Origin of the sequence: Rhizobium sp. BK602 (genome assembly GCF_014195095.1) — a bacterium.
Lineage (GTDB): Bacteria > Pseudomonadota > Alphaproteobacteria > Rhizobiales > Rhizobiaceae > Rhizobium.
Map to the genome: position 1 here is coordinate 46,523 of NZ_JACIBC010000011.1, position 21,734 is coordinate 68,256.

The window sequence follows — 21,734 nt, forward strand, 5'->3', positions numbered from 1 at the left end:
CCTTGTCTCGTCACCCTTTCACTGCGCCCGCCGTCAGGCCGGCGACGATCCGTCTCTGGAAGAGCAGGACCACGAGGATGAGCGGTAGCGTCACGGTGATGGAAGCGGCCATGATCTGCCCGAAAGGATATTCGTAGCGGCTGTTGCCGGCAATCAGGCCGATGGCGACCGGGACGGTGCGGTTCTCGTCGGTGAGGATGAAGGTGAGGGCGAAGAGGAATTCGTTCCAGGCCAGGATGAAGGCAAGGATGCCGGTGCTGGCGAGCGACGGCCCCATCAGCGGCAGCAGGATCTTCATCAGGATGCGGAAATGCGAGCAGCCGTCGATGATCGCCGCCTCCTCGAGCTCGCGCGGAAACTCGCGGATGAAGGTGGTGAGAATCCAGGTGGTGAACGGCACGGTCGACAGCAGATAGGTGAGGACCAGCGCGCTCGGGCGGTTGAAGAGCCCCATCCAGTTGATCAGTTCGAACATGCCCGACAGCACCACGACCTGCGGAAAGATCGACACCATCAGCACGATCATCAGCACCGCCCGCCGCTGCGGAAAATCGATGCGGCCGAGCGCATAGGCGGCGCTGAGACCGATGACGAGCGACAGCAGCGTCGTCGCCGTGGCGACATAGGCGGAGTTGAGCAACGAGCCCATGAACACCGGATTGTCGAGCAATTGCCGATAATAGGTAAAATCGAGGGCCGGCAGCAGCGCCGACCGATAGAGGGCAGCACCCTGCTTGGTCGAGGAGACGAAGGCCCAGTAATAGGGAAAGAGCGTATAGGCGAGCACGAGCAGAAGTGCGCCGCCCTGCAAGCCCTGGATGAGCCGCCGCCTGAGCCGGTAATAGGACGCCGATTTGCGTCTTGGTCTTTGAATGATTGCGTCTGCCATCGGCGTCAATGCCCCGCTGCCCGGTCGAGGCGAAGCACCCCGATGATGATGATTGCGACCAGCGCGACCAGCAGGAAAACCCAGGTCGAAGCGGCCGAGCCGATGCCGAGTTCCTGGAAGCTGATCAGCCTGTCGCGGGCGTAGATCGATACCGTCATGACATTCTCGTTGCTGGCGGCCATGACATAGGCGAGGTCGAACATGCGAAGCGCGTCGAGCACGCGAAACAGCACGGCCACGCCGATGGCCGGCCGCAGCATCGGCAGGGTGATCGACCAGAAGCGCTTCCAAGCCGGGATGCCATCCACTTCGGCGGCCTCGAAAATCTCCGCGGAGATGAGCTGCAGGCCGGCAAGGATCAGAAGCACCATGAAGGGCGTGGTCATCCACACGTCGACGAAGATGACGACCCCCATGATCAGCGAGCTGTTCGCCGTCCAGGCGACACCATGGTCGATCAGGCCGAGTTCGATCAGGATCTTGTTGATGACGCCGAACTGGTCGTTGAGCATCCATTCCCAGATCTTGGTGGAAACCACCACGGGAATGGCCCAGGGAACGAGAATGGCGGCGCGTGCAAGCCCCCGGCCGGGGATTGCCTGGTTGACGAGAAGCGCGATCGCAAGGCCGAGAACCGTTTCGATCGCGACGGAAATCACCGTGAAGATGAGGGTATTCTTGACCGCGATCCACCAGCCGGGATCCTGGATGACCTCGATGAAATTACCGATACCGACCATGGAATAGGCGGTGGGATTGTCGAGATAGGCGTCGGTGAAGGCAAAGAAGAAGGTGCGGGCGAGTGGCCAGAGGGCCACCGCCAGCATCACCGCGATGATGGGAATGAGAAAAAGCCATGCGGCCCTGTGATCTCGGCGGGCAAGTCGCGCGCTCATCGACCCGTCCCCTCGATTGCCTTGACGACGGAGGGATGGTTTACGGTCAGGCGTTTGCCATTGGCATCGAAGACGAAGACGGCGGCTTCCGAAAAATCGAGGCCCACGCGCGTGCCGATGAGATCGTGTTCCGGCGCCGTTGCGAGCCGGATCACCCAGATCACGTCGTCGGCGATGCGGCAATAGCCGAAATGCTCATGGCCGAGATCCTCGATGCGCTCCAGCGTGCAGGTGATGCGGCCCTTGTCCGCCGCCACTAGGCGCAGCGCCTCCGGACGAATGCCGATCTCGGCGACAGGCTCGGAGGAGGTTTGCATCGAGGCGCTCAAGGAGAGGCCGCCCGGACCCTCGATGCGGCCGGCGCCGGCGGCCTGGCGCATGGTGACGGGCACGAAGTTCATACGCGGGCTGCCGATGAAACCCGCCACGAAGCGATTGTCCGGTGCGTGATAGAGCTGCTTCGGCGTTCCAACCTGTTCGATGCGGCCGTGATTGAGGACGACGATCCGGTCGGCTAGAGTCATGGCTTCGGACTGATCGTGCGTCACGTAGATCATGGTGGTCTTGAGATCGTCGTGCAGCTTGGCGATCTCCATGCGCATCTCCATGCGCAGGTCCGAATCGAGATTCGACAGCGGCTCGTCGAACAAGAATATCTCCGGCTGACGCACCAGAGCCCGACCGATCGCCACGCGCTGGCGCTGACCGCCGGACAATTCCCTGGGACGGCGCTCGAGCAAATGGTCGACCTTGAGCATGCGCGCGACGGCGGAGACCTTCTGGGCGATCGCGTCGCGCTTCAGCCCCAGCGTTTCGAGGGCAAAACCGATGTTGCGGGCCACGCTCATATGCGGATAAAGCGCATAGGACTGGAAGACGAAGGCCACACCGCGTTGCGAGGCCGGCACATCGGTGACATCGTCGCCTCCGATGCTAACGATGCCTTTGGAAGCCGAGATCAGACCGGCGACGATGCGCAGGAGGGTCGACTTGCCGCAGCCGGAGGGGCCGACGAAGACGACGAATTCGCCATCGTTGATCTGAAGATTGACGTCTTGAATGACGGTATGCGTACCAAAGCTTTTCGAAACGGATTCGAGCGAAACCGATGCCATTTTACACCCGGGCCTAGGACAACAGGAGGCTCGCCGCCTCTTTGAGCGGCGGCGAGACAGCGGCGCGAGCCGGCGGAGTGGTCCCCGCCGGCGTTCAAGGCCTCGTCAGCGGCTTTCCTTGAGCTTTTCCAGCCGTCCGGCAAGCGAGGTCAGACCCGACTTGATATCGGTGCCGCCCGAAAGCATGTCGTGGACAGAGCGATAAAAGGCCTGCGAGACGCGGTTGTAGCTGGTGCCGGTATAGCCGGAGGGGCGCACGGCGCTGTCGGCAAAGGCCTGCTGATTGTCTTTCAGGAACGGGATCTTCGCCAGGATCTCCGGATCGCTATAGAGCGCCGGAATGGACGGATTGACCGCGGCCTGGATCGCCCGCATCTTCTGCATCTCCGGTCCGGTGATGAAGTTGACGAAATCGGCGGCAACCTGCGGCTTGGCGCTGTATTTCGACACGCCGTAATACATCGGCCCCAGGCAGCCGCTCGACTTCTGTCCTTCCTTGCCAACCGGCAGTGGCATGACGCCAACCTTGTCGACGATGGCGCTGCCCGTCTGGTGCGAGGTTCCCCAGACATAGGGCCAGTTGCGGTGGAAGACCGCATTGCCGGATTCGAAGATCGCCCGCGAGGCTTCCTCGTCATAGTTCAGCACGCCCTCGGGGCTGATCGAGCCGATCCAGCCCTTGGCCTTGCCGATCGCTTCGGCGGCCTGCGGATTGTCGATCGTCACCTTGCCATCGTCGGAAATGATCGTGCCGCCGCCATTGGAGGCAACGACTTCGATCGCGTCGCAGGTCAGGCCCTCATAGCTCTTGGCCTGCCAGACGTAACCCCACATGTCGCCCTTGCCGGCGGCGCGTTCCTTGTCCTGAATCTCCTTGGCGGTGGCCGCCAGTTCGTCCCAGGTCTTGGGTGGCTGCTTGCCGTATTTCTCCAGCAGGTCCTTGCGATAGAACATCAGCCCGACGTCCATATAGGCGGGCATGGCGATAAGATTGCCGTTGAGCTTGGCGGCATTGAGCGTCGAGGCAAAATGCTTGTCCTGATCGGCCTGCGGGATCAGCGTCTTGAGGTCGAGCAGGTTGCTCTTGAACATGCCAAGCCAGATGACGTCGAGAAACAGGACGTCGATGTCTTTCGATTTCGCGGCAAGCAACTGTTGGTAAAGCGGGATCGCATCGTCCAGCAGGGCCGGCATCTTGTTGATCTTTGCCTCATTGCCCGTCTTTTCCTTCCAGGCATTGGCGACGTTGGTGCACAGTTCGAACTCCGTCGGGGCGCAGAAGACGGAAATCGTCTCGGCATGGGCCGAGACCGTCCAGAGACCGGCCAGGAGCGAGAGGGCGGCAATACTTTTCTTAAACATGAAGTGTTCCCTTGATTGTGATAGTGCTTCGGCATCGGACGGAACTCTTCGGTTCCTTGAAGACAATAGGACTGGTTATGACCAGTCATGTCAACATGGACTTTCAAGAGATTTGCGTCAATGATGGTGAAGACCCGGATGAGGTCGTGAGGGAAGCGGCAGTTGAATACACGCCAGAGCAGGGACACATTGATTGAAACACAGGCAATGGTTGATCGAGGCGATCCGCGCCCGCTGCACAAGCAAGTCTATGAAGCCTTGCTGGCCTCCATCCGCGACGGCAAGCTTCCGCTACGCGGCAAGCTGCCATCCGAGCGGGAACTCGTCGACCTCTACGATGTCAGCCGCATCACCGTTCGTCATGCGATCCGCGAGCTGATCCAGCAGGGCGTCGTCCAGAGCCAGCCGGGCAAGGGGCTCTACGTCACCGAGCGCGGCAGCGGCTTCGAGCTGCAGGTCTTGAAGAGCTTTACCAGCACCGCGCTGGCCAATGGCCGCAATCCCGGCCACCGGCTGATCGAAGCCAGCATCGTGCGCGCGCCGCTCGATATCAGCCGGCCGCTGTTTCTCGCGCCCGGCGCCGAGGTCATCGTGCTGTCCAGACTTCGCCTGCTCGATAATATACCGGCGGTCATCCAGACAGACTGGATTCCGGCCGCCCGAGTCGCCGGGCTTCTCGACCTCGACTGGGGCGTCGCCAACCGCTCGCTTTATGAGGAGCTGCGCGAGCGCTACGGGATCTATCCGAAGCGCGGTCAGACGACGCTCAGCGCCCGTATCGCCACCGACGAAGAGGCTGAGATCCTGGAGCTGTCGCCGCCGGCCGCCGTCCTGACCGTCGACCAGATCGCCTTCGACGATCGCAACAGGCCCGTCAACATGACGGCACTCGTCCATCATCCCGCCCGCTATCCACTGACGTTGCTGCAGTCGGAGACGGGGGATTTTACGCAGTATTAGGGCGGTTATTTGGGAGGGTGATACTAGCGCGTGCCCGCCGTCGTTGGAGGCCGAATGAGAAGTGGGGTCCGTTGGAGACTATTCGTCAATTGGGCGCGACGCGAGTGAGCTTAGATCTTCTGCAAGCCGAACGGGTAGGTCCATTCGATCATGCAGGAGGCTCATGATGCCGATCTTGCCGCTCGGAAGTATCCGGAAAAACACGTAATGCCGCTCGTAGCGGCTGAAATAGGCCTCAAGTCGGAGGTCGGCAGGGATGATGAGAGTGCCTGGCAACCGGCGCCAAAGGGCGCGGGTTTCGGAGAGTTTTTGCAAATGGGCGTGCAGACCGCGAATATAGTTTACAGCTTGCTGCTCGCCCCAGGTCGCAACCGTATCCTTCCAGATGCGATCCTGGGCAGCATCCGCGGTCGGATAAAAGAGATATCCGGCCATGTTCAGCGGCTTTGATTCTGGTTCCGTCGGATCACGTCGTCAGCTGAAACTGTCTTGAACTCGCTCTCGTCCGCCCGAAGGGCCGGTTCCAACTGCCTGCGCAGCCACGCCCAAGCCTCATCCTGGCCCTCAAGATCCTTACGGATGAGCGCCCGGATGTACTCACTGGCATTCTCGTAAAGGCCGTTCTCGCCGATTTGCTGCTGGATATGCGCCTGAAGCGGTCCGCCAACCCGGACATGAATGCTTTCCGATGCCATTGCATATCCTTCCTTTTCCATAATTCATGGAATGTGTAGCAGAATATGTCAATATTTGCGACAGCTGGACGATCGCATCGCATTCGCCCGCTGCAGGCGGTGATGGCCCAACTCAGTTCGACGCGACCCAATCGTGCCATTCGTCCTCGCTGCCATGGAAGGCATTGAGATCGATGCGGCCCTCCACGCCTTGCGACAGGCCGGACCCGGAATATTGCCAGAAGAGCCATTTGCGTCCCGGATAGACCTTCATGGGATGCTCGGCAACCGCGCGGAGCCAGAAGTGGTAGTTGAGGAACTCGCCCCTCAGATTGTCGCGATAGAAATCCGGCGCGGTGTAGATGATCGGACGCTGGCCGTAGTGGCGTTCCAGCTTGTCCATGAAAGCCTGCATCTTTTCGAGCACCCGCGCGCGGGAGACGCGCTGCTTGCAGCTCGATTCCCCGTTCCATTCGACATCGATGACCGGCGGCAGCGCGCCTGCTTCCTTTGGAACGTTGCGGATGAACCAGTCTGCCTGTTCGGCGCCCGTTCTGCACCAATAGAAGAAATGATAGGCGCCGTGCTTCAGCCCGGCTTCCTTGGCGCCGCGCCAGTTCTGCTTGAACATCGGATCGAGATGATCGCCGCCATCGGTTGCCTTGATATAGACGAAGTTGGCACCCTGCGTGCGCAGTGTCTGCCAGTCGATGTCGCCCTGCCAGCGCGAGACGTCGACGCCGTGAACGGCAAGATTTCTGGGCGAGGAGGCGCGGCCGAAATTGATCGGCTTGGCATCGCGGAACCGTCGGCTATAGACCTGCGAGCGTTCCCGCGGCATGGCGCCGACGCTTGGGTTGGTCGGCATGAGCATGGCGACCGGGCGCTCCGTCGGCAGCGGCATGCCGGTGGTCTTGGTGATGGGCACGAATGCCTGCGGCCGGGGCGCCGTGGTGACCGACATATCCTGCTGCCGTTCCGCCTGGGCAATCACGTCGCCGATGCTGACGGCGGGTACGGGGCCATTGGAAATGGAGCTGGTCGTCTCGCGCGACGGCAGCCCGCTTGCGATCTCGTCGGCACCGGAACTGGTGCTGCAGCCCGAGAGGACCAGGGAGGCGAGAAAAGTTGCTGACACAGCCGATAGACGCATAGGAGCCCGCACGCAAAACAAGAATCGACAGCGTTCCATGCCGCTGAAAGTTCACCAGCTTGAATTGCTAACGGACAATTACCAAAAAAGACTAAATGCAATCTTTACAGCGCGATCTTATCGCAAAGGGGCCGGGATGTGTGATGAAGGCCACATGCCGGCCCTTTCTGTTCATCAGGCGAAGGCGTAGGAGCCGTCGGGACGCTTGGGAACGCGGCGCTGCCAGTGAATGTAGCCTTCCTCTTCCATGGCCTTTTCATCCATCTCGACGCCCCAGCCGGGCCGGTCGGGACGAAGCTCGAGATAGCCGTCCTTCGGCAGATAGGGGTCGACGACATAGCGCGTTTCGCCCTGCCGCTTCTCGATATCGTTGCCGCCATAGACATAGGCCTGGCCCTTCGGCAGCCGGTATTCGAGAATGCGGAAGTTCTGGGTGGCGGCCGAGAAATGGACGTTGACGGCGGTTGCCAGCGGTCCCATCGGATTGTGCGGCGCGACGCCGACGAAATAGGCTTCGGCCAGCGTCGCAATGCGCCGCATTTCGCTGATGCCGCCGACGACGCAGATGTCGGGCTGGATCAGGTCGGCACCCTTGACCTGCAGGAGCCGCAGGAATTCGTTGCGATTATAGAGCGACTCGCCGGTCGCCAGCACGCAATTCAACCCCTGCTTCAGATCTCCCCACATATCGATGTTTTCCGGCCGCAGCGGCTCTTCGTAGAACAGCGGATCGTAGGGGGCCAGCGCATTGCCGAGCTGTCTTGCGGCGACGGGCTCGAAAATCTGCGCATGCGCATCGAAGGCGATCTCGTAGTCGTCGCGCACGGTTTCGCGCAGCGAGCGGAAATAATCCGCCGACGCCTTGACGACATTGCCCCAGCGATGGGCGTGGATGTCGACGCGCCAGGGGCTGAGCTTGAAGGCGCTAAAGCCCCATTCGGCGTTCAGCCGATCAAACTCGTCGCGGGCCGCCGGCGCATCCGGCGCGGTATAGACGCCGGCATAGACCTTGATGCGGTCACGCACGGCACCGCCCAGCAGCTTGTAGACGGGGACATTCGCGGCCTTGGCGGCAAGGTCCCACAGGCAATGGTCGAGCGCCGAGATTGCGGAAAGGCCGAGCGCGCCGGGCGGGAAGCGGCTTTGCTGGATGAGCAGGTTCACCAGATAGTCGACGCGGGTCGGGTCCTGCCCGGACAGGAAGCCGTAGAGATAGTCCAGAATGGGCGGCAGCGCCTTGTCGGGGCCGTGATTGTAGCACTCGCCCCAGCCAGTCAGCCCGTCATCCGTATCGAGCGCGACGATGACGCGCGGGCGGTCCTTGTCGCGGGTCACGAAAACCCGCATGCGGTCAATCTTCATCTGTCTGTCCTTCCATTGCTTGATATGCGTGCGGCGCGGGAGGTGCCTCCGCACATGGGAATGCCCAATGCCGGCTTGCGTGTCGAAGAGCCGATATGGGCAAAAGGCGCGTATGGTCGCCGGATTTTCATCGCGCCGCGCTTCCGTTCTTCAACAGGTCCGGTTCGACGTAGCGGAAGCGGCGCGAGCGATCCCGATCGCGTGGGTCGGGGCGCGGAATGGTCGAGAGGAGAGCCTGGGTATAGGCGTGCTCCGGCGCGTTGCAGACCTTGTCGGCCTCTCCCACCTCGACGAGGCGGCCCTTGTACATCACGCCGACGCGGTCACACATGTAGCGGATGACGCCGATGTCGTGACTGATGAAGATATAGGCGAGGCCGAGTTCGTCCTGCAGGCGCATCAGCAGATCGAGCACCTGCGAACGGACGGAAACATCGAGCGCCGACGTCGCCTCGTCGGCGACGATGATGCGCGGCTTGAGGGTGATGGCGCGGGCGATGCCGATGCGCTGCCGCTGGCCGCCGGAAAAGGCATGCGGATAACGCTCGCGCGCTCGCGGATCGAGGCCGACCTGTTCCATCAGCTGGCAGACGCGTTCATCCAGAGCACGGCCCTTGGCGATGCCGTTGACGAGCAGCGGCTCGCCTATGATCTGCGAGACAGTCATGCGCGGGTTGAGCGAGCCGAAGGGGTCCTGGAACACCATGCGCAATTCGCGCCGCGCCGCCGCCAGAACCGGCCCCTTGGCCGTCGCCAGATCGATGAGGTCGCCGTCCGCGCGACGATACAGGATCTCGCCACCGCTCGGATCGATGAGACGCATGATGGATCGCCCCATCGTCGTCTTGCCGGAGCCGCTTTCACCGACGATACCGAGCGTCTCGCCCGGCCTCAGCGCAATCGACACATCGTTGAGCGCCTTGACCTCGCCGAAGGCCATCGACACGTTGCGGAGCTCGAGAATAGGAGCGGCTGCCGTATCGAGCGGCGGCCGCGCCAGCCTGATCTCGGCCTTGCTCTCCAGTTTCAGGACCGAGCCGATCAGCATGCGCGTATAGTCGTCCTTCGGAGCATGGAATATTTGCTCGACCGGGCCGTATTCCTTGGCGACGCCGTTGTGCATGACGAGCACGTCGTCGGCGATCTGTGCCACCACGCCCATGTCATGGGTGATGAAGAGCACCGCCATGCCGTTGGCCTTCTGTAGCCGGGCAATCAGGTCGAGGATTTCCGCCTGCGTGGTGACGTCGAGCGCGGTCGTCGGTTCGTCGGCGATCAGGAGCTGCGGCTTGCAGGCGAGCGCCATGGCGATCATGGCGCGCTGGCGCATGCCGCCGGAATATTGGAAGGCGTAGCGGTCGACGGCCTTTTCCGGCGAGGGGATTTCCACCTGTCCGAGCAGGGAGATCGCCTCGGCGCGTGCCTGCACCTTGCTCATCCTGGTATGCAGGCGAAGCGCTTCCATGATCTGGTCGCCGACCGTGTGGACAGGCGAAAGGGACGCCATCGGCTCCTGGAAGATCATGGCGATGTCGCGGCCACGAATGGCGCGGATCTGGCGGCCGCGCGGATTGAGGCTGACGAGATCGATGGAGCTTCCGTCCGAACCGTTGAGGACGATCGATCCGTTGGTAATACGTCCGGGCGCATCGACGATCTGCAGGATCGAGCGCGCCGTCACCGACTTGCCCGATCCGCTTTCTCCGACGACGCAGAGCGTCTTGCCCGGTTCGATGGCGAAGGAAAGGTTATCGACCGCCCGGAATATGCCCGTGCGCAGGGGAAAGTCGACCGTCAGGTTCTTCACCTGCAGGAGCGGCCTGCCGCCGGTCATGGAAATGATATCGGTCATGCCGGCCTCATTTGTTGTAGGGGTCGGCCGCATCGCGCAGGCCATCGCCGAGAAGGTTGAGCGCCATGACGGCGACGACGACTGCAAGGCCCGGCAGGAAGAGCCAAGGCGCGGTCGCGATCGAGCGGATGTTCTGCGCCTCGCGCAAGAGCACGCCCCAGGAGATGGTCGGCGGCTGCAGGCCAAGCCCCAGGAAGGAGAGCGACGTCTCGGCAAGGATCATCGCCGGCACGGCGAGCGTGATCGAGGCGATGATATGGCTGGCGAAGCTCGGCAGCATGTGGCGGAAGATGATGCGGCTCTCGCGTGCACCGTCGAGCCTGGCGGCGGCCACGAATTCCTCGGTGCGCAGCGACAGGAAGCGGCCGCGGACGACGCGGGCGAGCTGCGCCCAGCCGGTCAAGGACAGGATGATGGTGATCATCATATATTGCAGCGTCGCGGGCCAGCCCTGCGGCAGAGCCGCGGCCATGGCGAGCCAGATCGGGATCGTCGGCAGCGACAGGACGAAATCGATCAGACGCTGCATGAAGAAGTCGATCCGGCCGCCGTAATAGCCCGAAATGCCGCCGAGCACGACGCCGAGCAGCAACGACAGGAAGACGCCGACGAGGCCGATCGACAGTGAGACCTGCGCGCCCTGGACCGTGCGGCTGAAGACGTCGCGCCCGAGCCGGTCGGCCCCGAACAGCAGCAGCGGCGTGGATTTATCGGTCGAGGTGAGCAGGTGGATATTGCTGTTGAAGAGCCCGAACACGGAATATTCGTAGCCGCGGCCGAAGAGGGTAACGGCCACCCGCTTCGTCGTATCCTCCTTGAAGATCGCCGCCAGTGTCTCCGGATCGCGCGTCAGCTTCAGTGGATAATAGTGCAGGCCAAGGGAGAAGCCATTGTCGGTATCGATGAAATGCAGCCTTTGCGGCGGGTGGAAGGTTGCCCGCGCATTCTGCAGGTATGGATCGTTGATGGCGAAGAAGCCGGGGACGAGGGCGACGATATACATCGCCACCGTGACGAAGAGGGCCACCATGGCAAGCCGGTGGCGGCGGAAGGCCCACCAGATGAGCTGCCATTGCGAGGCGACGGCTGCGCGGTCGGGACGCAGGTTTGTGACGGATATGTCGGCCATGGGCGGCTCCTATTCCAACCGGATTCGGGGGTCGACGAGCGCCAGCAGGATGTCGCTGATCAGCGAGCCGATCAGCGTCAGCGCGCAGATCAGCAGCACGAAGGCACCGGCGAGATACATGTCCTGCGCCATCAGCGCCTGCAGCAGCAGCGGCGCCGCCGTCGGCAGATTGAGGACGATGGCGACGACGACGGAGCCGGAGATCAGGTTCGGCAGCAGCCAGGCGATCGTCGAGATGAAGGGGTTGAGCGCGATGCGCAGCGGGTACTTCATCAGCAGGCGGAACTCGGAGAGGCCCTTTGCCCGCGCCGTGGTGACATAGGGCTTCGGCAGCTCGTCGAGCATGTTGGCGCGCATGACGCGGATCAGGCTCGCGGTCGAGGATACGGCCAGGATGATGACCGGCAGCCACAGATGCTTCAGGAGGTCGACCATCTTGGCGATGCTCCAGGGCGCCGTCTCGAATTCGGAGGAAAACAGGCCGCCGACATCCTGGCCGAACTCGACTGCCGCGACGTACATCAAGACCAGCGCCAGCAGGAAAGAGGGAATGGCGAGGCCAAGGAAGGTGAAGGCGGTGAAGAGATAATCGCCGATCGAATATTTCTTCACGGCGGAATAGACGCCGATCGGCAGGGCGATCGCCCAGGTGGCGATCAATGTTGCCAGCGCCAGCACCAGCGTCAGCGCCATGCGCTCCCAGATCAGTCCCGAGACCGGCTGCTGCCATTCGAAGGAGATGCCGAAATCGCCGCGTGACAGGATACCCCACATCCATTTGAGATATTGGATGATCATCGGCTGATCGAGGCCGAAGCGCTCGCGCAGTTGCGCCGCCGTGTTCTGATCGACGACCTCGTTCGAGGAGGCGAGGGTAGCGATGTAGGTCGTCACATAATCGCCCGGCGGCAGCTGGATCAGCACGAAGGCCAGGAAGCTGATGGCAAAAAGGGATGGGATCATCCACAGAAGCCGTTTGGAGATGAAGACCAGCATGAAGCGTCCTTATCCGTGTAGGGAACGCCGCTCTTTGCGTGGGAGGGGAAGGACCCATCGCTCGCGTCGAGAGCGGCGCGCTTGAGGGGAGCGCCGCCCATGGGGCGGCGCCGAACCGGCTGGATCAGCTCGTGAAGGTGAATTGCTGCGGCAGCGCCGGTCCCGGATTCGGCCAGGACCAGCTGTCCGGTTCCTTTTCCGGGACGTTGCGCAGATTGTTGCGGATGATGCCGAAGCCGCCGACCGCAAGGCAAAGCCCGACGGTCTCGAATTCGTCCGCGGCGATATCGAAGATCTGTTTCATGACCGCACCGCGCTTGTCGAGGTCGGCTGTGGAGCGGGCATCGTCGAAGAGCTTCATGCGCTTCTTCTGGCTTTCCGGCGGTTCCTCGCCCTTCTTGCCGTTCGAGGTGTACCAGAGGGCCCAGGGAATGGCATAGCGCGAGCCCTGCGGATGGAAGGCGAAGAAGTCACGCGGGTCGAGCATCGGATCGAGGCCTCCGGGGCCTGGCCAGACCTGCGCGTCATGGGCATTGTCGTCGCCGCGCGTGTAATAGAGCGCGCGCTCGATCGTGTTGACCTTCATGTCGACGCCGATCTGCGCCCAATGTGCCTTGACCAGCTCCAGCGCGTCGACGAGGTCGGGATAGAGCGTGGGGATGACGTCGACGGCGAAGAAGACTTTCTGTCCGTCCGGCCTGAGGCGGAAGCCGTTGGCGTCCTTCTTGTCGTAGCCCGCTTTGTCCAGCAAGGCGCCAGCCTTGTCGGGATCGTATTCGGTGAACTGCCGTGCGAGCTTTTCGTGATACCACGGATGTTCCGGGCGCGGCCCGGCCTGATAGCCTTGGCTCTGACCGAAATAGACGATGTCGATCACTTCCTGTCGGTTGATGCCGAGCGACAGTGCCTGACGCACCGATTTGTCCACAAACATCTTGCGCATGGCCGGATCTTTGTGGGTCATGTTGAAATAGATCTGGCATTGCTGCGAGGTGGAAGGCACAAGCGTCAGGAGGCGATAGTCGCCTTTCTTCATGTTCTGCGAGAGCGTCGGCTTGTTCGCCAGCACGCTGATATGGCGCTCCTGAATGTCGATCTTGCCGGAGATGACGTTCAGCATCAGCGATTCGACATCCTGCGAAATGCTGAAGTTGAGCTCATCGATATAGGGAAGCTGGTTGCCCTCGGTGTCGACCTGCCAGAAATACGGATTGCGGGTCATGACGACGCGCGTCGCGCCGCCGCTATAGGGCTCCTTGATGACCCATGGATCGAGCGTCGGCTTGTCGGGATTGCCCCAGCGTGACGGGATCTCGATATCGCCGCAGCGTGCACGGAAAAGCTCCGGCCAACTGCTGACGCCGGCCTTCTTCACGTCCTCGGCGATGTTGGAATTGTATTTCGGCAGGAACTGGCTGCAATAATGCTTCGGAAACAGCGTCGGATGCTGCCCGAGCGGTGTGGCTAGATTCTCCAGATAGAGCGCGTTGGCTGCGGCGAAGGTGAATTTCACCGTGAAATCGTCGATCTTCTCGACATTGACCGCCTTGCCGGCCACCGAAAGCTGCGCCGGCGTGGCGCTGTAAAGTTCGCTGTTCTTCACGCAGTCCTCGATGGCGAAGACGATATCGTCGGCCGTGAATGGATGGCCGTCCGACCAGCGCGCACCTTCTATGAGATGGAAGGTGAATTGCGAGGCGTCGTCGTTGACCTCCCAGCGCTCGGCGAGGTTGGGCAGGACCTTGGTGAATTCCATGTTCCAGCGCACCAGGCTCTGATTGCCCACCATGCGCAGGATGCCGTTATGGTCGGACGAGCCGCGCAGACCGCGCCGCAACGTGCCGCCATAGGTGCCAACCTTTTCGAAGGGGGTGACCACCATCGGCTTTTTCGGCAGCCGATCGGCAAGCGGTGGCAGCTTGCCACCCTTGACGAGTTCGGCGAGTGCCGGGGCTTCGCCGCCGGCTGCCGCTGCCGCCCGACCGGCAAGAGACAGGGCCGCCACTCCGGCCATTCCGCCAAGAACGGCGCGTCGTGTCACGCCGCGAGACAGTATTTCATCGCGCATCGATATCCTCCCGTTTGACGCCGGCCGCATATTTGCCTGCCGGCGCGACAAGCTCCCCAACTCGCCGCAAAAACGCCTTTCCCGGCGCCGGAAGCGACCATAGATACGTTCTCAGATAATTACAAGAGTTGACAGATATTTACAGATTTAGTAGCCCTTGCCCTGAAGAAATGGGGTGAAAGCCGTCATCTGGCGGCGGGGAAAAGGACGAGGATGAAACTGCCGGCCGCCATGGATACGGACGCAGGTGCGACGCGTTTCGGCGACATCATCTACGAGAGGATCGTCGGCATGATTGCGGATGGAAACTTCCCGGTGAATGAAAGATTGCCGTCGGAGGAAAAGCTTGCCGTCATGTTCGGGGCCTCAAGGCCGGTCATTCGCGAGGCTCTGGAACATTTGCGCAGCGATGGTCTGATCGTCTCGCGCAAGGGTTCCGGTTCCTATGTGCGGCAGAGGCCGGATTCGTCGATGCTGAAGATGGTTCCGGTCGGTTCGCTTGCCGATGTGCAGCGGTTTTTCGAGTTTCGCGCCGGCCTTGAGGCCGAAGCGGCGGAACTTGCCGCCCGCAATTGGCAACCGGCCGACAAGGAGCGCATCACGGCCGCACTTCTCGATATCGAGCAGTGTCTGCGGGACGGCAAGCTTGGTGCGGAAGAAGATCAGGCCCTGCACGACGCAATCGCCATGGCGACCGGAAACCAGTTTCACATCACGGTGCGCGAATGGTTTCGGCCGCATTTCGCCATCGGTCATTCCGTCACGCGCAGCCTCAGCCTGAAGCGGACGGAGGAGCAGATACGCAGCGTCCAGGACGAGCATGCGGTGATCGTCGAGGCGATCCTGGCACGGCGCGAGGCGGATGCGCATGACGCGATGAAGAGGCATATTTTGAACGCCCGCGCCCGCATGTTCCAGGGGGTGTGAGGGACAATTGGCGAAGGGCAATGCGGCTGTCGGCTCCGGCCGGTGCCGTCGTCCTCCGCGTCAATGATTGATCGAGATGGAACAAGGGGATGAAGATGAGCATCGCAACCATGCGCCAGGCGCTCAAGGGCGTGTCGGGTGTTCCTGTAACGGCCTATGACGCCAAGGGAGAGGTCGATGCCGGGATCACGGCGAAGGTCTATGACCGCGTCGCGACCGCCGGCATTCACAATATCGTTGCGGCGGGCAATACCGGCGAGTTCTACGCCCTGACGCCTTACGAGATCCGCCAGGTGCATGAGGCGGCGGTCGCAGGCGTTGCCGGCAAGGCGCCGGTGACGGCGGCGATCGGCAGGTCGCTGCGCGAGGCGATCGCCATGGCCAGGGACGCGGCGGCGATCGGCGCATCGGCCGTCATGTCGCACCAGCCCGTCGATCCCTTCGCGGCTCCCGCCGCCCAGATCGGCTATTTCTGCGATCTCGCCGAAGCCTCCCCTTTGCCGCTGGTCGCCTATGTGCGCGCAGACGGCTTCAGCGTCGACGATATGGTGCGGCTTTCCAGCCATGCCAATATCGCCGGCATCAAATTCGCCACCACCGACCTGATGCTGCTGTCGCGCGCCATCGCGGCCTCCGACCCGGCCGGCGCGCTCTTCGTCTGTGGTCTTGCCGAAAGCTGGGCGCCGACCTTTACGGCTGCCGGTGCGCGCGGCTTCACCTCCGGCCTCGTCAATGTGGCGCCGCAGCTGTCGCTTGCCGTCCTCGATGCGCTGGACAGGGGCGATTTCGCCGCCGCCCGTGCCATCGTCAATAAGCTCGAGCCGTTCGAGCGTATGCGCACGAAGTTCCGCAACGGCGCCAATGTCACCGTGGTCAAAGAGGCGGTGACCTATTCGGGTCTGAATGTCGGCCCCGTGCGCGTGCCGGGATTGCCTCAGCTCGATGAGAAGGATCGCGAGGAGCTGCATCGCCTGCTGCGGGAATGGCAGTCGAGCGATACGGCCGGGAGGCAGGCTGCCGCGCAGGCCGCGGGCTGAGCCCGCTCGATTCCAGCAGTTTCAAAGGAGGCATGCGGGCATCGCCTGCACGACAAGATTGGGAGGTCTTGATATGCTGAAAAGCCTACTGACGTCGGCCGCAATAGCCGCGGCCCTGGCCGTCGCCCAACCGTCCTTCGCGGCATCGCCACCGAACATGCTGGTGATCGGCACCAATCTTACCGGTATTCGCACGCTCGATCCCGCGCAGAACAATGCCCGCACGGTCTCCGAGCTGATCTCCAATCTCTACGACAATCTGGTGCAGCTGTCCCCGGACGATCTCAAGACGCTGAAACCGATGCTGGCGACCAAATGGAGTGTGTCGCCGGACGGCAAGATCATTACGCTCGCGCTGCGTGACGATGCGACCTTCCAGAGCGGCAATCCGGTGACGGCCGATGATGCCGCCTGGTCGATCCAGCGCGTCATCAAGATGGGACAGGTCGGCTCGACCGATATCGCGCTCTGGGGATTTACGACTGAAAACGTCGACAGGCTCGTGCGCGCCAAGGATGCGCACACGCTGGAAATCGAGCTGCCGCAGGCCGTCAATACCGATCTCGTGCTCTATTCCCTGGCCGGCTCGTCGATCGGTATCATCGACAAGAAGACGGCCCTGTCGCATGAGGCCAATGGCGATTTCGGTGGTACATGGCTTTCGGCCAATTCCGCCGGCAGCGGGCCGTTCGCGCTGGCGCAATGGCGGCCGAACGACGTTGCGATCTTCAATGCCCGCAAGAATTACTGGGGCGGGGCGCCGGCCATGGCGCGCGTGGTGGCCCGCCATATCCCGGAATCGGGCAATCTGCGGCTACAGATCGAAGCCGGCGACGTCGATGTCGGGCAATATCTTTCAAGCGGCGATCTCGACGCGCTGGCCAGCAACAAGGCCGTGGTGATCGACAATGTGCCCGGCCTCGGTTTTTACTATATTGCCCTCAATCAGAAGGACCCGGACCTGCAGAAACCCAAGGTCCGCGAGGCGTTCCAGCATGCCTTCGACTGGAAGGCGATTTCCGACAACATCATGCGCTATACCGGTTTTCCGTGGCAGTCGATGATCCCGCGCGGGATGATCGGGGCGCCTGACAATGCGACGTCGCGCTATGATTATGATCCGGCCAAGGCCAGGCAGTTGCTGGCGGAGGCGGGTTATCCGAACGGTCTGAAGAAGGTGCTCAATCCGTCCGGCGCGGCAACCCTGCCTTTCACCGAGGCGCTGCAGGCAAGCGCGCGCGCCGCCGGCATCGATCTCAATCTGGTGCCGGGCGAATTCATTCCCGCTTTCCGCGAACGTAAATATGAGGTCCTGCTCGGCAATTCCGGTGCCAGGCTTCCCGATCCTTTCGCGGTTGCCACCCAATATGCCTACAATCCCGACAATAGCGACGAGGCGCGTCTCGGCAGCTATTATCTCTGGCGGGCCGGCATGAAGGTGGACGACCTCAACACGCTTGTCGATCAGTCGATGAAGGAGCGCGATACCGCCAAGCGCACGGAAATCTTTGAGAAGATGGATGGCATCTACAGCGGCATGGCCTCGCCGCTGGTCATCTTCTTCCAGCGCACCGATCCCTATGTCATGCGCGCCAACGTCAAGGGCTATCACGGGCATACGACCTGGTCGACGCGCTGGCATGACGTGACGAAGGAGTGAGGAACCGTGGCGAGCGCTGACCTGACATCCAAACGCGGTTCGCATGGCGGCGTGGGGTCCGACGGCTTTGCCGACACCCCGCCGCATCCGCTGGCCGCCTTGCTGCGGCGGCTGGCCGGACGTGCCATTGCGGTCGTCACCACTTTGCTCGGCCTGCTCTTCCTGACCTTCTCGATGGGGCGCCTGCTTCCCGCCGATCCGGTTCTCGCCATCACCGGGGCGGAGGTCAGCAAGGCCGTCTACGACCGCGTCTATAATGAGCTGGGGCTGGGACAGCCGATCTGGATGCAGTTCCTGACCTATGTGGGAAAGGTGGCGACCGGGGATCTCGGCACTTCGGCTACGACCGGCCAGCCCATCCTGTCCGATCTCATGACCATTTTCCCGGCGACCATCGAGCTTGCCGTCATCGCCATGATCGTCGGCGTCCTGATCGGGGTCCCGCTCGGGGTGACGGCGGCCGTCCGGCGTGGCACGGTCCTCGATCACATCGCCCGCATTGTGGCGCTTGCCGGCCATTCCGTTCCGATCTTCTGGACCGGGCTGATGGCGCTCTTCATCTTCTATGCCAAGCTCCAGCTCGTCGGCGCGTCGGGCCGGGTCGACGTTCTCTATGAAGGGCTGGTGACGCCGGTCACCGGCTTCCTGCTGATCGATTCGGCCATGGAAGGGCAGTGGGACGTCTTCCAGAGCGCGCTCGGCCATATCATCCTGCCCGGAGCCATCCTCGGCTATTATTCCGTCGCCTACATCTGCCGCATGTCGCGCAGCTTCATGCTGGAGCAGCTCGGCCAGGAATATATCGTGACGGCGAGAGCGAAGGGGCTCGGACGCCGCACGGTCGTCTGGCGGCATGCTTTCCGCAATATCCGCGTGCAGCTGCTGACGATCATGGCGCTGACCTTCGGCGGCCTGCTGGAGGGCGCGGTGCTCATCGAGACCGTCTTCGGTTGGCCGGGGCTCGGCCAGTATCTGACACGTGGGCTGCAGATGAACGACATGAATGTCGTCATGGGCGCCGTGCTGACGATCGGCGCCGTCTTCCTGACCATCAACATTATTTCGGATGTGCTCTACCGCATTCTTGACCCGAGGACACGGTGACGCCGATGACGATTTCCGCCGAACACACAGATCACAGCAGCGCCACCAGCTTCCGCAAATGGCTCCTCGCACCCGAGCCGACGGGCTGGTTCCAGTCGTCCGTGCAGCAGTTCCATCAGGGCTGGCTGAAGTTCCGCCTGCATCCGCTCGGTCTTATCGGTCTTGCCATCATCGTTCTACTGATCGTCGTCGCCATCGCCGCGCCTTTGCTGACCGGCTACGATCCGATCGCGCAGGACATGGCGGGACGGCTTGCGCCGCCATCGGCCGAGCATTGGCTCGGTACCGACAATTTCGGCCGCGACGTCTTTTCCCGCATCGTCTATGGCGGGCGAACGACGCTCTATATCATCATGCTCGTCTCGATCATCGTCGCACCCCTGGGGCTGCTGATCGGCACCTGCTCCGGCTATTTCGGGGGGATTGTCGATGAAATCCTAATGCGGATCACCGATATCTTCCTGTCCTTTCCCGGTCTGGTGCTGGCGCTCGGTTTTGCCGCCGCACTCGGCCCCGGCATCACCAATGCGATCATAGCCATATCCTTGACGGCATGGCCGCCGATCGCCCGGCTTGCCCGCGCCGAGACGCTCAGCCTGCGCAAGGCCGATTTCATTGCCGCCGTGCGCCTGCAAGGGGCGACGCCATTGGCGATCATCACACGCCATATCCTGCCGATGTGCATCCCCTCGGTGATCGTGCGCGTGACGCTCAACATGGCCGGCATCATCATCACTGCCGCAGGCCTCGGCTTTCTCGGGCTGGGCGCGCAGCCGCCTTGGCCGGAATGGGGCGCGATGGCGGCCACCGGTCGCGAGTTCATGCTCGACAGCCCCTGGGTGATTGCCGCGCCCGGCATTGCGATCGCGCTGGTGAGCCTTGCCTTCAACCTCGTCGGCGATGCCCTGCGCGACGTGCTCGATCCGAGAGGTTCGCAATGAGTTCTTCCCTCATCGATGTGAGCAATCTCGAGATCGCTTTCGGCGGCGGCGCCGTGAAGGCGGTACGCGGCGTCAGTTTTTCCCTCGGACAGGAAAAGCTCGGCATCGTCGGCGAATCCGGCTCGGGCAAGTCGACGGTCGGCCGCGCCATCATGCGGCTGCTGCCGCCCACGGCGGTCGTCAAGGCCGAGCGGATGACCTTCGCCGACGTGAACCTGCTGACCGCCGACGAGCGCATGATGATGGCGATACGGGGAAGGCGGATCGGCCTGATCCTGCAGGACCCGAAATATTCGCTCAATCCGGTGATGCGCATTGGCGAGCAGATCGCCGAGACCTACCGCCTTCACTATCCGAAGGCGAGCGCGAAGCAGGCATATCGCCAGACGCTCGATATGCTCGAGGCCGTCCAGATCCGCGATGTCGAGCGGGTTGCCCGCCTTTATCCGCATGAAATATCCGGCGGCATGGGCCAGCGCGTGATGATCGCCATGATGCTGATCGCCGAGCCGGAGGTCCTGATCGCCGACGAACCGACATCCGCGCTCGATGTCACCGTGCGGCTGGAGATCCTGGCTCTGCTGGACGAACTGGTGGCCCGGCGCAATCTCGGTCTGATCTTCATCAGCCACGACCTGAACCTCGTGCGTAATTTCTGCGACCGAGTGCTGATCATGTATGCCGGAAGGGTGGTCGAGGTCCTGGAGGCGTGCGATCTCGACAAGGCGAGACATCCCTATACGCAGGGGCTGCTCGCCTCCCTGCCGTCGATCGACGCTCCGCCGGCACGCCTGCCGATCCTCAAGCGCGATCCGTCCTGGCTCGACGGCAAAACTCTGGAGCAGTCGCGGTGATTGAAATCGACGACCTCACCATCCGTTTCGGCGCTGGCCAGAGGCCGGTTGTCAGACATGTCGGTCTTGCCGTCGAAAAGGGAGCGGCATTCGGTCTGGTCGGCGAGTCCGGCTGCGGCAAATCCACGGTGCTGCGCGCCGTCTCAGGGCTCAATCCGCATTATGAAGGCACGATCAGGCTGAATGGCGAGCCGCTCCATCGACACCGGGACCGGCCATTCTTCCGTCGCGTGCAAATGGTGTTTCAGGACCCTTACGGATCGCTGCATCCGCGCAAGACGATCCGTTCGCAGCTGAAAGAGCCGCTCCGCAACCAGGGTCTTGCGACCGGATCGGTGGATGTCGACGCCCTGCTGCGTTCGGTCGGCCTCGATCCCGCGCTGAGCTTCCGCTTTCCGCACCAGCTCTCCGGCGGCCAGCGCCAGCGCGTCGCCATCGCCCGCGCCCTGGTTCTCAATCCCGAGGTGCTGTTGCTCGACGAACCGACCTCGGCCCTCGACGTTTCGGTGCAGGCCGAAATCCTCAATCTGCTGGACGACCTGCGCAAGGAGCGCGGCCTGACCTATCTGCTCGTCAGCCACGATCTGGCCGTCGTTTCCCACATGTGCGACCGCGTGGCGATCATGGAAGCGGGTGAGATTGTCGAGCAGGTCGAGATCGAGACGCTGCGAAAGGGCGCGGTCGAGCATCCCTATTCGCAGCGTCTGCTCAGGGCGAGCAGGATGTATGGCAAGGGGCGGGAGGCGCTTGCGTAG

At 62.4% G+C, this 21,734-nt stretch carries 20 protein-coding genes; 8 read left to right on the plus strand and 12 right to left on the minus strand.

The genetic code is table 11. The annotated features are described in order from the left end of the window. Positions 1–10 precede the first annotated feature (10 nt). From FHX11_RS27235 to FHX11_RS27250, 4 genes are all read right to left on the minus strand, one after another. Positions 11–889 (minus strand): carbohydrate ABC transporter permease, encoded by an 879-nt coding sequence (locus tag FHX11_RS27235; RefSeq protein WP_184363691.1) that lies wholly within the window; start codon positions 887–889, stop codon positions 11–13. A 5-nt stretch (positions 890–894) separates the two neighbouring features. Continuing rightward, on the minus strand, positions 895–1,785 hold the full coding sequence (locus tag FHX11_RS27240) for a sugar ABC transporter permease (protein WP_184363694.1): 891 nt from the start codon (positions 1,783–1,785) through the stop codon (positions 895–897). Then, positions 1,782–2,900: an ABC transporter ATP-binding protein gene (locus FHX11_RS27245; protein ID WP_184363697.1), complete on the minus strand. Its 1,119-nt coding sequence runs from the start codon at positions 2,898–2,900 to the stop codon at positions 1,782–1,784. The genes FHX11_RS27240 and FHX11_RS27245 overlap by 4 nt, the downstream gene beginning before the upstream one ends. Positions 2,901–3,005: 105 nt before the next feature. Further along, the gene (locus FHX11_RS27250) at positions 3,006–4,262 is read right to left on the minus strand and encodes an ABC transporter substrate-binding protein (protein ID WP_184363699.1); all 1,257 of its coding nucleotides are present in this window, start codon (positions 4,260–4,262) and stop codon (positions 3,006–3,008) included. Between the two features lie 207 nt (positions 4,263–4,469). Between FHX11_RS27250 and FHX11_RS27255 the strand changes: the two genes are divergently transcribed. Continuing rightward, positions 4,470–5,222, plus strand: a complete 753-nt coding sequence (locus tag FHX11_RS27255; RefSeq protein WP_184363702.1) for a GntR family transcriptional regulator — start codon at positions 4,470–4,472, stop codon at positions 5,220–5,222. A gap of 78 nt (positions 5,223–5,300) precedes the next feature. Here FHX11_RS27255 and FHX11_RS27260 read toward each other — a convergent pair whose 3' ends face one another. The 8 genes from FHX11_RS27260 to FHX11_RS27295 all read right to left on the minus strand — a co-directional run bounded on the left by FHX11_RS27260 (position 5,301) and on the right by FHX11_RS27295 (position 14,456). Beyond that, the gene (locus FHX11_RS27260) at positions 5,301–5,657 is read right to left on the minus strand and encodes a type II toxin-antitoxin system RelE/ParE family toxin (protein ID WP_184363705.1); all 357 of its coding nucleotides are present in this window, start codon (positions 5,655–5,657) and stop codon (positions 5,301–5,303) included. 2 nt (positions 5,658–5,659) lie between these two features. Next, a complete protein-coding gene (locus tag FHX11_RS27265; protein ID WP_184363708.1) occupies positions 5,660–5,917 on the minus strand; it encodes a type II toxin-antitoxin system ParD family antitoxin in 258 nt (85 codons plus the stop codon). Positions 5,918–6,029: 112 nt separating this feature from the next. Further along, complete coding sequence (locus FHX11_RS27270; protein ID WP_184363712.1) at positions 6,030–7,049, minus strand: GH25 family lysozyme; 1,020 nt, start codon at positions 7,047–7,049, stop codon at positions 6,030–6,032. Positions 7,050–7,223: 174 nt separating this feature from the next. After that, positions 7,224–8,411, minus strand: coding sequence for a galactarate dehydratase (locus tag FHX11_RS27275; RefSeq protein WP_184363714.1), 1,188 nt, complete (start codon positions 8,409–8,411; stop codon positions 7,224–7,226). 127 nt (positions 8,412–8,538) lie between these two features. After that, a complete protein-coding gene (locus tag FHX11_RS27280) occupies positions 8,539–10,263 on the minus strand; it encodes an ABC transporter ATP-binding protein (protein WP_184363717.1) in 1,725 nt (574 codons plus the stop codon). Between the two features lie 7 nt (positions 10,264–10,270). Further along, positions 10,271–11,392 (minus strand): ABC transporter permease, encoded by a 1,122-nt coding sequence (locus FHX11_RS27285; RefSeq protein WP_184363720.1) that lies wholly within the window; start codon positions 11,390–11,392, stop codon positions 10,271–10,273. Positions 11,393–11,401: 9 nt separating this feature from the next. Further along, entirely contained in the window at positions 11,402–12,388 is a 987-nt protein-coding gene (locus tag FHX11_RS27290) for an ABC transporter permease (protein ID WP_184363723.1), read from the minus strand. 124 nt (positions 12,389–12,512) lie between these two features. Further along, on the minus strand, positions 12,513–14,456 hold the full coding sequence (locus FHX11_RS27295; protein WP_184363726.1) for an ABC transporter substrate-binding protein: 1,944 nt from the start codon (positions 14,454–14,456) through the stop codon (positions 12,513–12,515). Positions 14,457–14,675: 219 nt separating this feature from the next. Between FHX11_RS27295 and FHX11_RS27300 the strand changes: the two genes are divergently transcribed. The 7 genes from FHX11_RS27300 to FHX11_RS27330 all read left to right on the plus strand — a co-directional run bounded on the left by FHX11_RS27300 (position 14,676) and on the right by FHX11_RS27330 (position 21,734). Beyond that, positions 14,676–15,383, plus strand: coding sequence for a FadR/GntR family transcriptional regulator (locus FHX11_RS27300; protein ID WP_184363978.1), 708 nt, complete (start codon positions 14,676–14,678; stop codon positions 15,381–15,383). 95 nt (positions 15,384–15,478) lie between these two features. Beyond that, positions 15,479–16,420 carry a dihydrodipicolinate synthase family protein gene (locus FHX11_RS27305; protein ID WP_184363729.1) on the plus strand — a complete coding sequence of 314 codons (942 nt, stop codon included), beginning with the start codon at positions 15,479–15,481 and terminating at the stop codon, positions 16,418–16,420. Between the two features lie 73 nt (positions 16,421–16,493). Next, the gene (locus FHX11_RS27310; RefSeq protein WP_184363733.1) at positions 16,494–18,080 is read left to right on the plus strand and encodes an ABC transporter substrate-binding protein; all 1,587 of its coding nucleotides are present in this window, start codon (positions 16,494–16,496) and stop codon (positions 18,078–18,080) included. 6 nt (positions 18,081–18,086) lie between these two features. Beyond that, a complete protein-coding gene (locus tag FHX11_RS27315; RefSeq protein ID WP_184363736.1) occupies positions 18,087–19,184 on the plus strand; it encodes an ABC transporter permease in 1,098 nt (365 codons plus the stop codon). 5 nt (positions 19,185–19,189) lie between these two features. Continuing rightward, positions 19,190–20,125, plus strand: a complete 936-nt coding sequence (locus tag FHX11_RS27320) for an ABC transporter permease (RefSeq protein ID WP_184363739.1) — start codon at positions 19,190–19,192, stop codon at positions 20,123–20,125. Next, positions 20,122–20,979 (plus strand): ABC transporter ATP-binding protein, encoded by an 858-nt coding sequence (locus FHX11_RS27325; RefSeq protein ID WP_184363742.1) that lies wholly within the window; start codon positions 20,122–20,124, stop codon positions 20,977–20,979. The genes FHX11_RS27320 and FHX11_RS27325 overlap by 4 nt, the downstream gene beginning before the upstream one ends. Next, entirely contained in the window at positions 20,976–21,734 is a 759-nt protein-coding gene (locus tag FHX11_RS27330) for an ABC transporter ATP-binding protein (RefSeq protein ID WP_184363745.1), read from the plus strand. Before FHX11_RS27325 ends, FHX11_RS27330 begins: the two co-directional genes overlap by 4 nt.

What these genes read in the sequence shown, in the direction of transcription:
- FHX11_RS27275 (WP_184363714.1), bottom strand. Translation starts at nt 8,411, where the DNA reads ATGAAGATTGACCGCATGCGGGTTTTCGTGACCCGCGACAAGGACCGC.
- FHX11_RS27240 (WP_184363694.1), bottom strand. Translation starts at nt 1,785, where the DNA reads ATGAGCGCGCGACTTGCCCGCCGAGATCACAGGGCCGCATGGCTTTTT.
- FHX11_RS27285 (WP_184363720.1), bottom strand. Translation starts at nt 11,392, where the DNA reads ATGGCCGACATATCCGTCACAAACCTGCGTCCCGACCGCGCAGCCGTC.
- FHX11_RS27265 (WP_184363708.1), bottom strand. Translation starts at nt 5,917, where the DNA reads ATGGCATCGGAAAGCATTCATGTCCGGGTTGGCGGACCGCTTCAGGCG.
- FHX11_RS27310 (WP_184363733.1), top strand. Translation starts at nt 16,494, where the DNA reads ATGCTGAAAAGCCTACTGACGTCGGCCGCAATAGCCGCGGCCCTGGCC.
- FHX11_RS27320 (WP_184363739.1), top strand. Translation starts at nt 19,190, where the DNA reads ATGACGATTTCCGCCGAACACACAGATCACAGCAGCGCCACCAGCTTC.
- FHX11_RS27245 (WP_184363697.1), bottom strand. Translation starts at nt 2,900, where the DNA reads ATGGCATCGGTTTCGCTCGAATCCGTTTCGAAAAGCTTTGGTACGCAT.
- FHX11_RS27305 (WP_184363729.1), top strand. Translation starts at nt 15,479, where the DNA reads ATGAGCATCGCAACCATGCGCCAGGCGCTCAAGGGCGTGTCGGGTGTT.
- FHX11_RS27325 (WP_184363742.1), top strand. Translation starts at nt 20,122, where the DNA reads ATGAGTTCTTCCCTCATCGATGTGAGCAATCTCGAGATCGCTTTCGGC.
- FHX11_RS27235 (WP_184363691.1), bottom strand. Translation starts at nt 889, where the DNA reads ATGGCAGACGCAATCATTCAAAGACCAAGACGCAAATCGGCGTCCTAT.
- FHX11_RS27260 (WP_184363705.1), bottom strand. Translation starts at nt 5,657, where the DNA reads ATGGCCGGATATCTCTTTTATCCGACCGCGGATGCTGCCCAGGATCGC.
- FHX11_RS27295 (WP_184363726.1), bottom strand. Translation starts at nt 14,456, where the DNA reads ATGCGCGATGAAATACTGTCTCGCGGCGTGACACGACGCGCCGTTCTT.
- FHX11_RS27255 (WP_184363702.1), top strand. Translation starts at nt 4,470, where the DNA reads ATGGTTGATCGAGGCGATCCGCGCCCGCTGCACAAGCAAGTCTATGAA.
- FHX11_RS27270 (WP_184363712.1), bottom strand. Translation starts at nt 7,049, where the DNA reads ATGCGTCTATCGGCTGTGTCAGCAACTTTTCTCGCCTCCCTGGTCCTC.
- FHX11_RS27280 (WP_184363717.1), bottom strand. Translation starts at nt 10,263, where the DNA reads ATGACCGATATCATTTCCATGACCGGCGGCAGGCCGCTCCTGCAGGTG.
- FHX11_RS27290 (WP_184363723.1), bottom strand. Translation starts at nt 12,388, where the DNA reads ATGCTGGTCTTCATCTCCAAACGGCTTCTGTGGATGATCCCATCCCTT.
- FHX11_RS27250 (WP_184363699.1), bottom strand. Translation starts at nt 4,262, where the DNA reads ATGTTTAAGAAAAGTATTGCCGCCCTCTCGCTCCTGGCCGGTCTCTGG.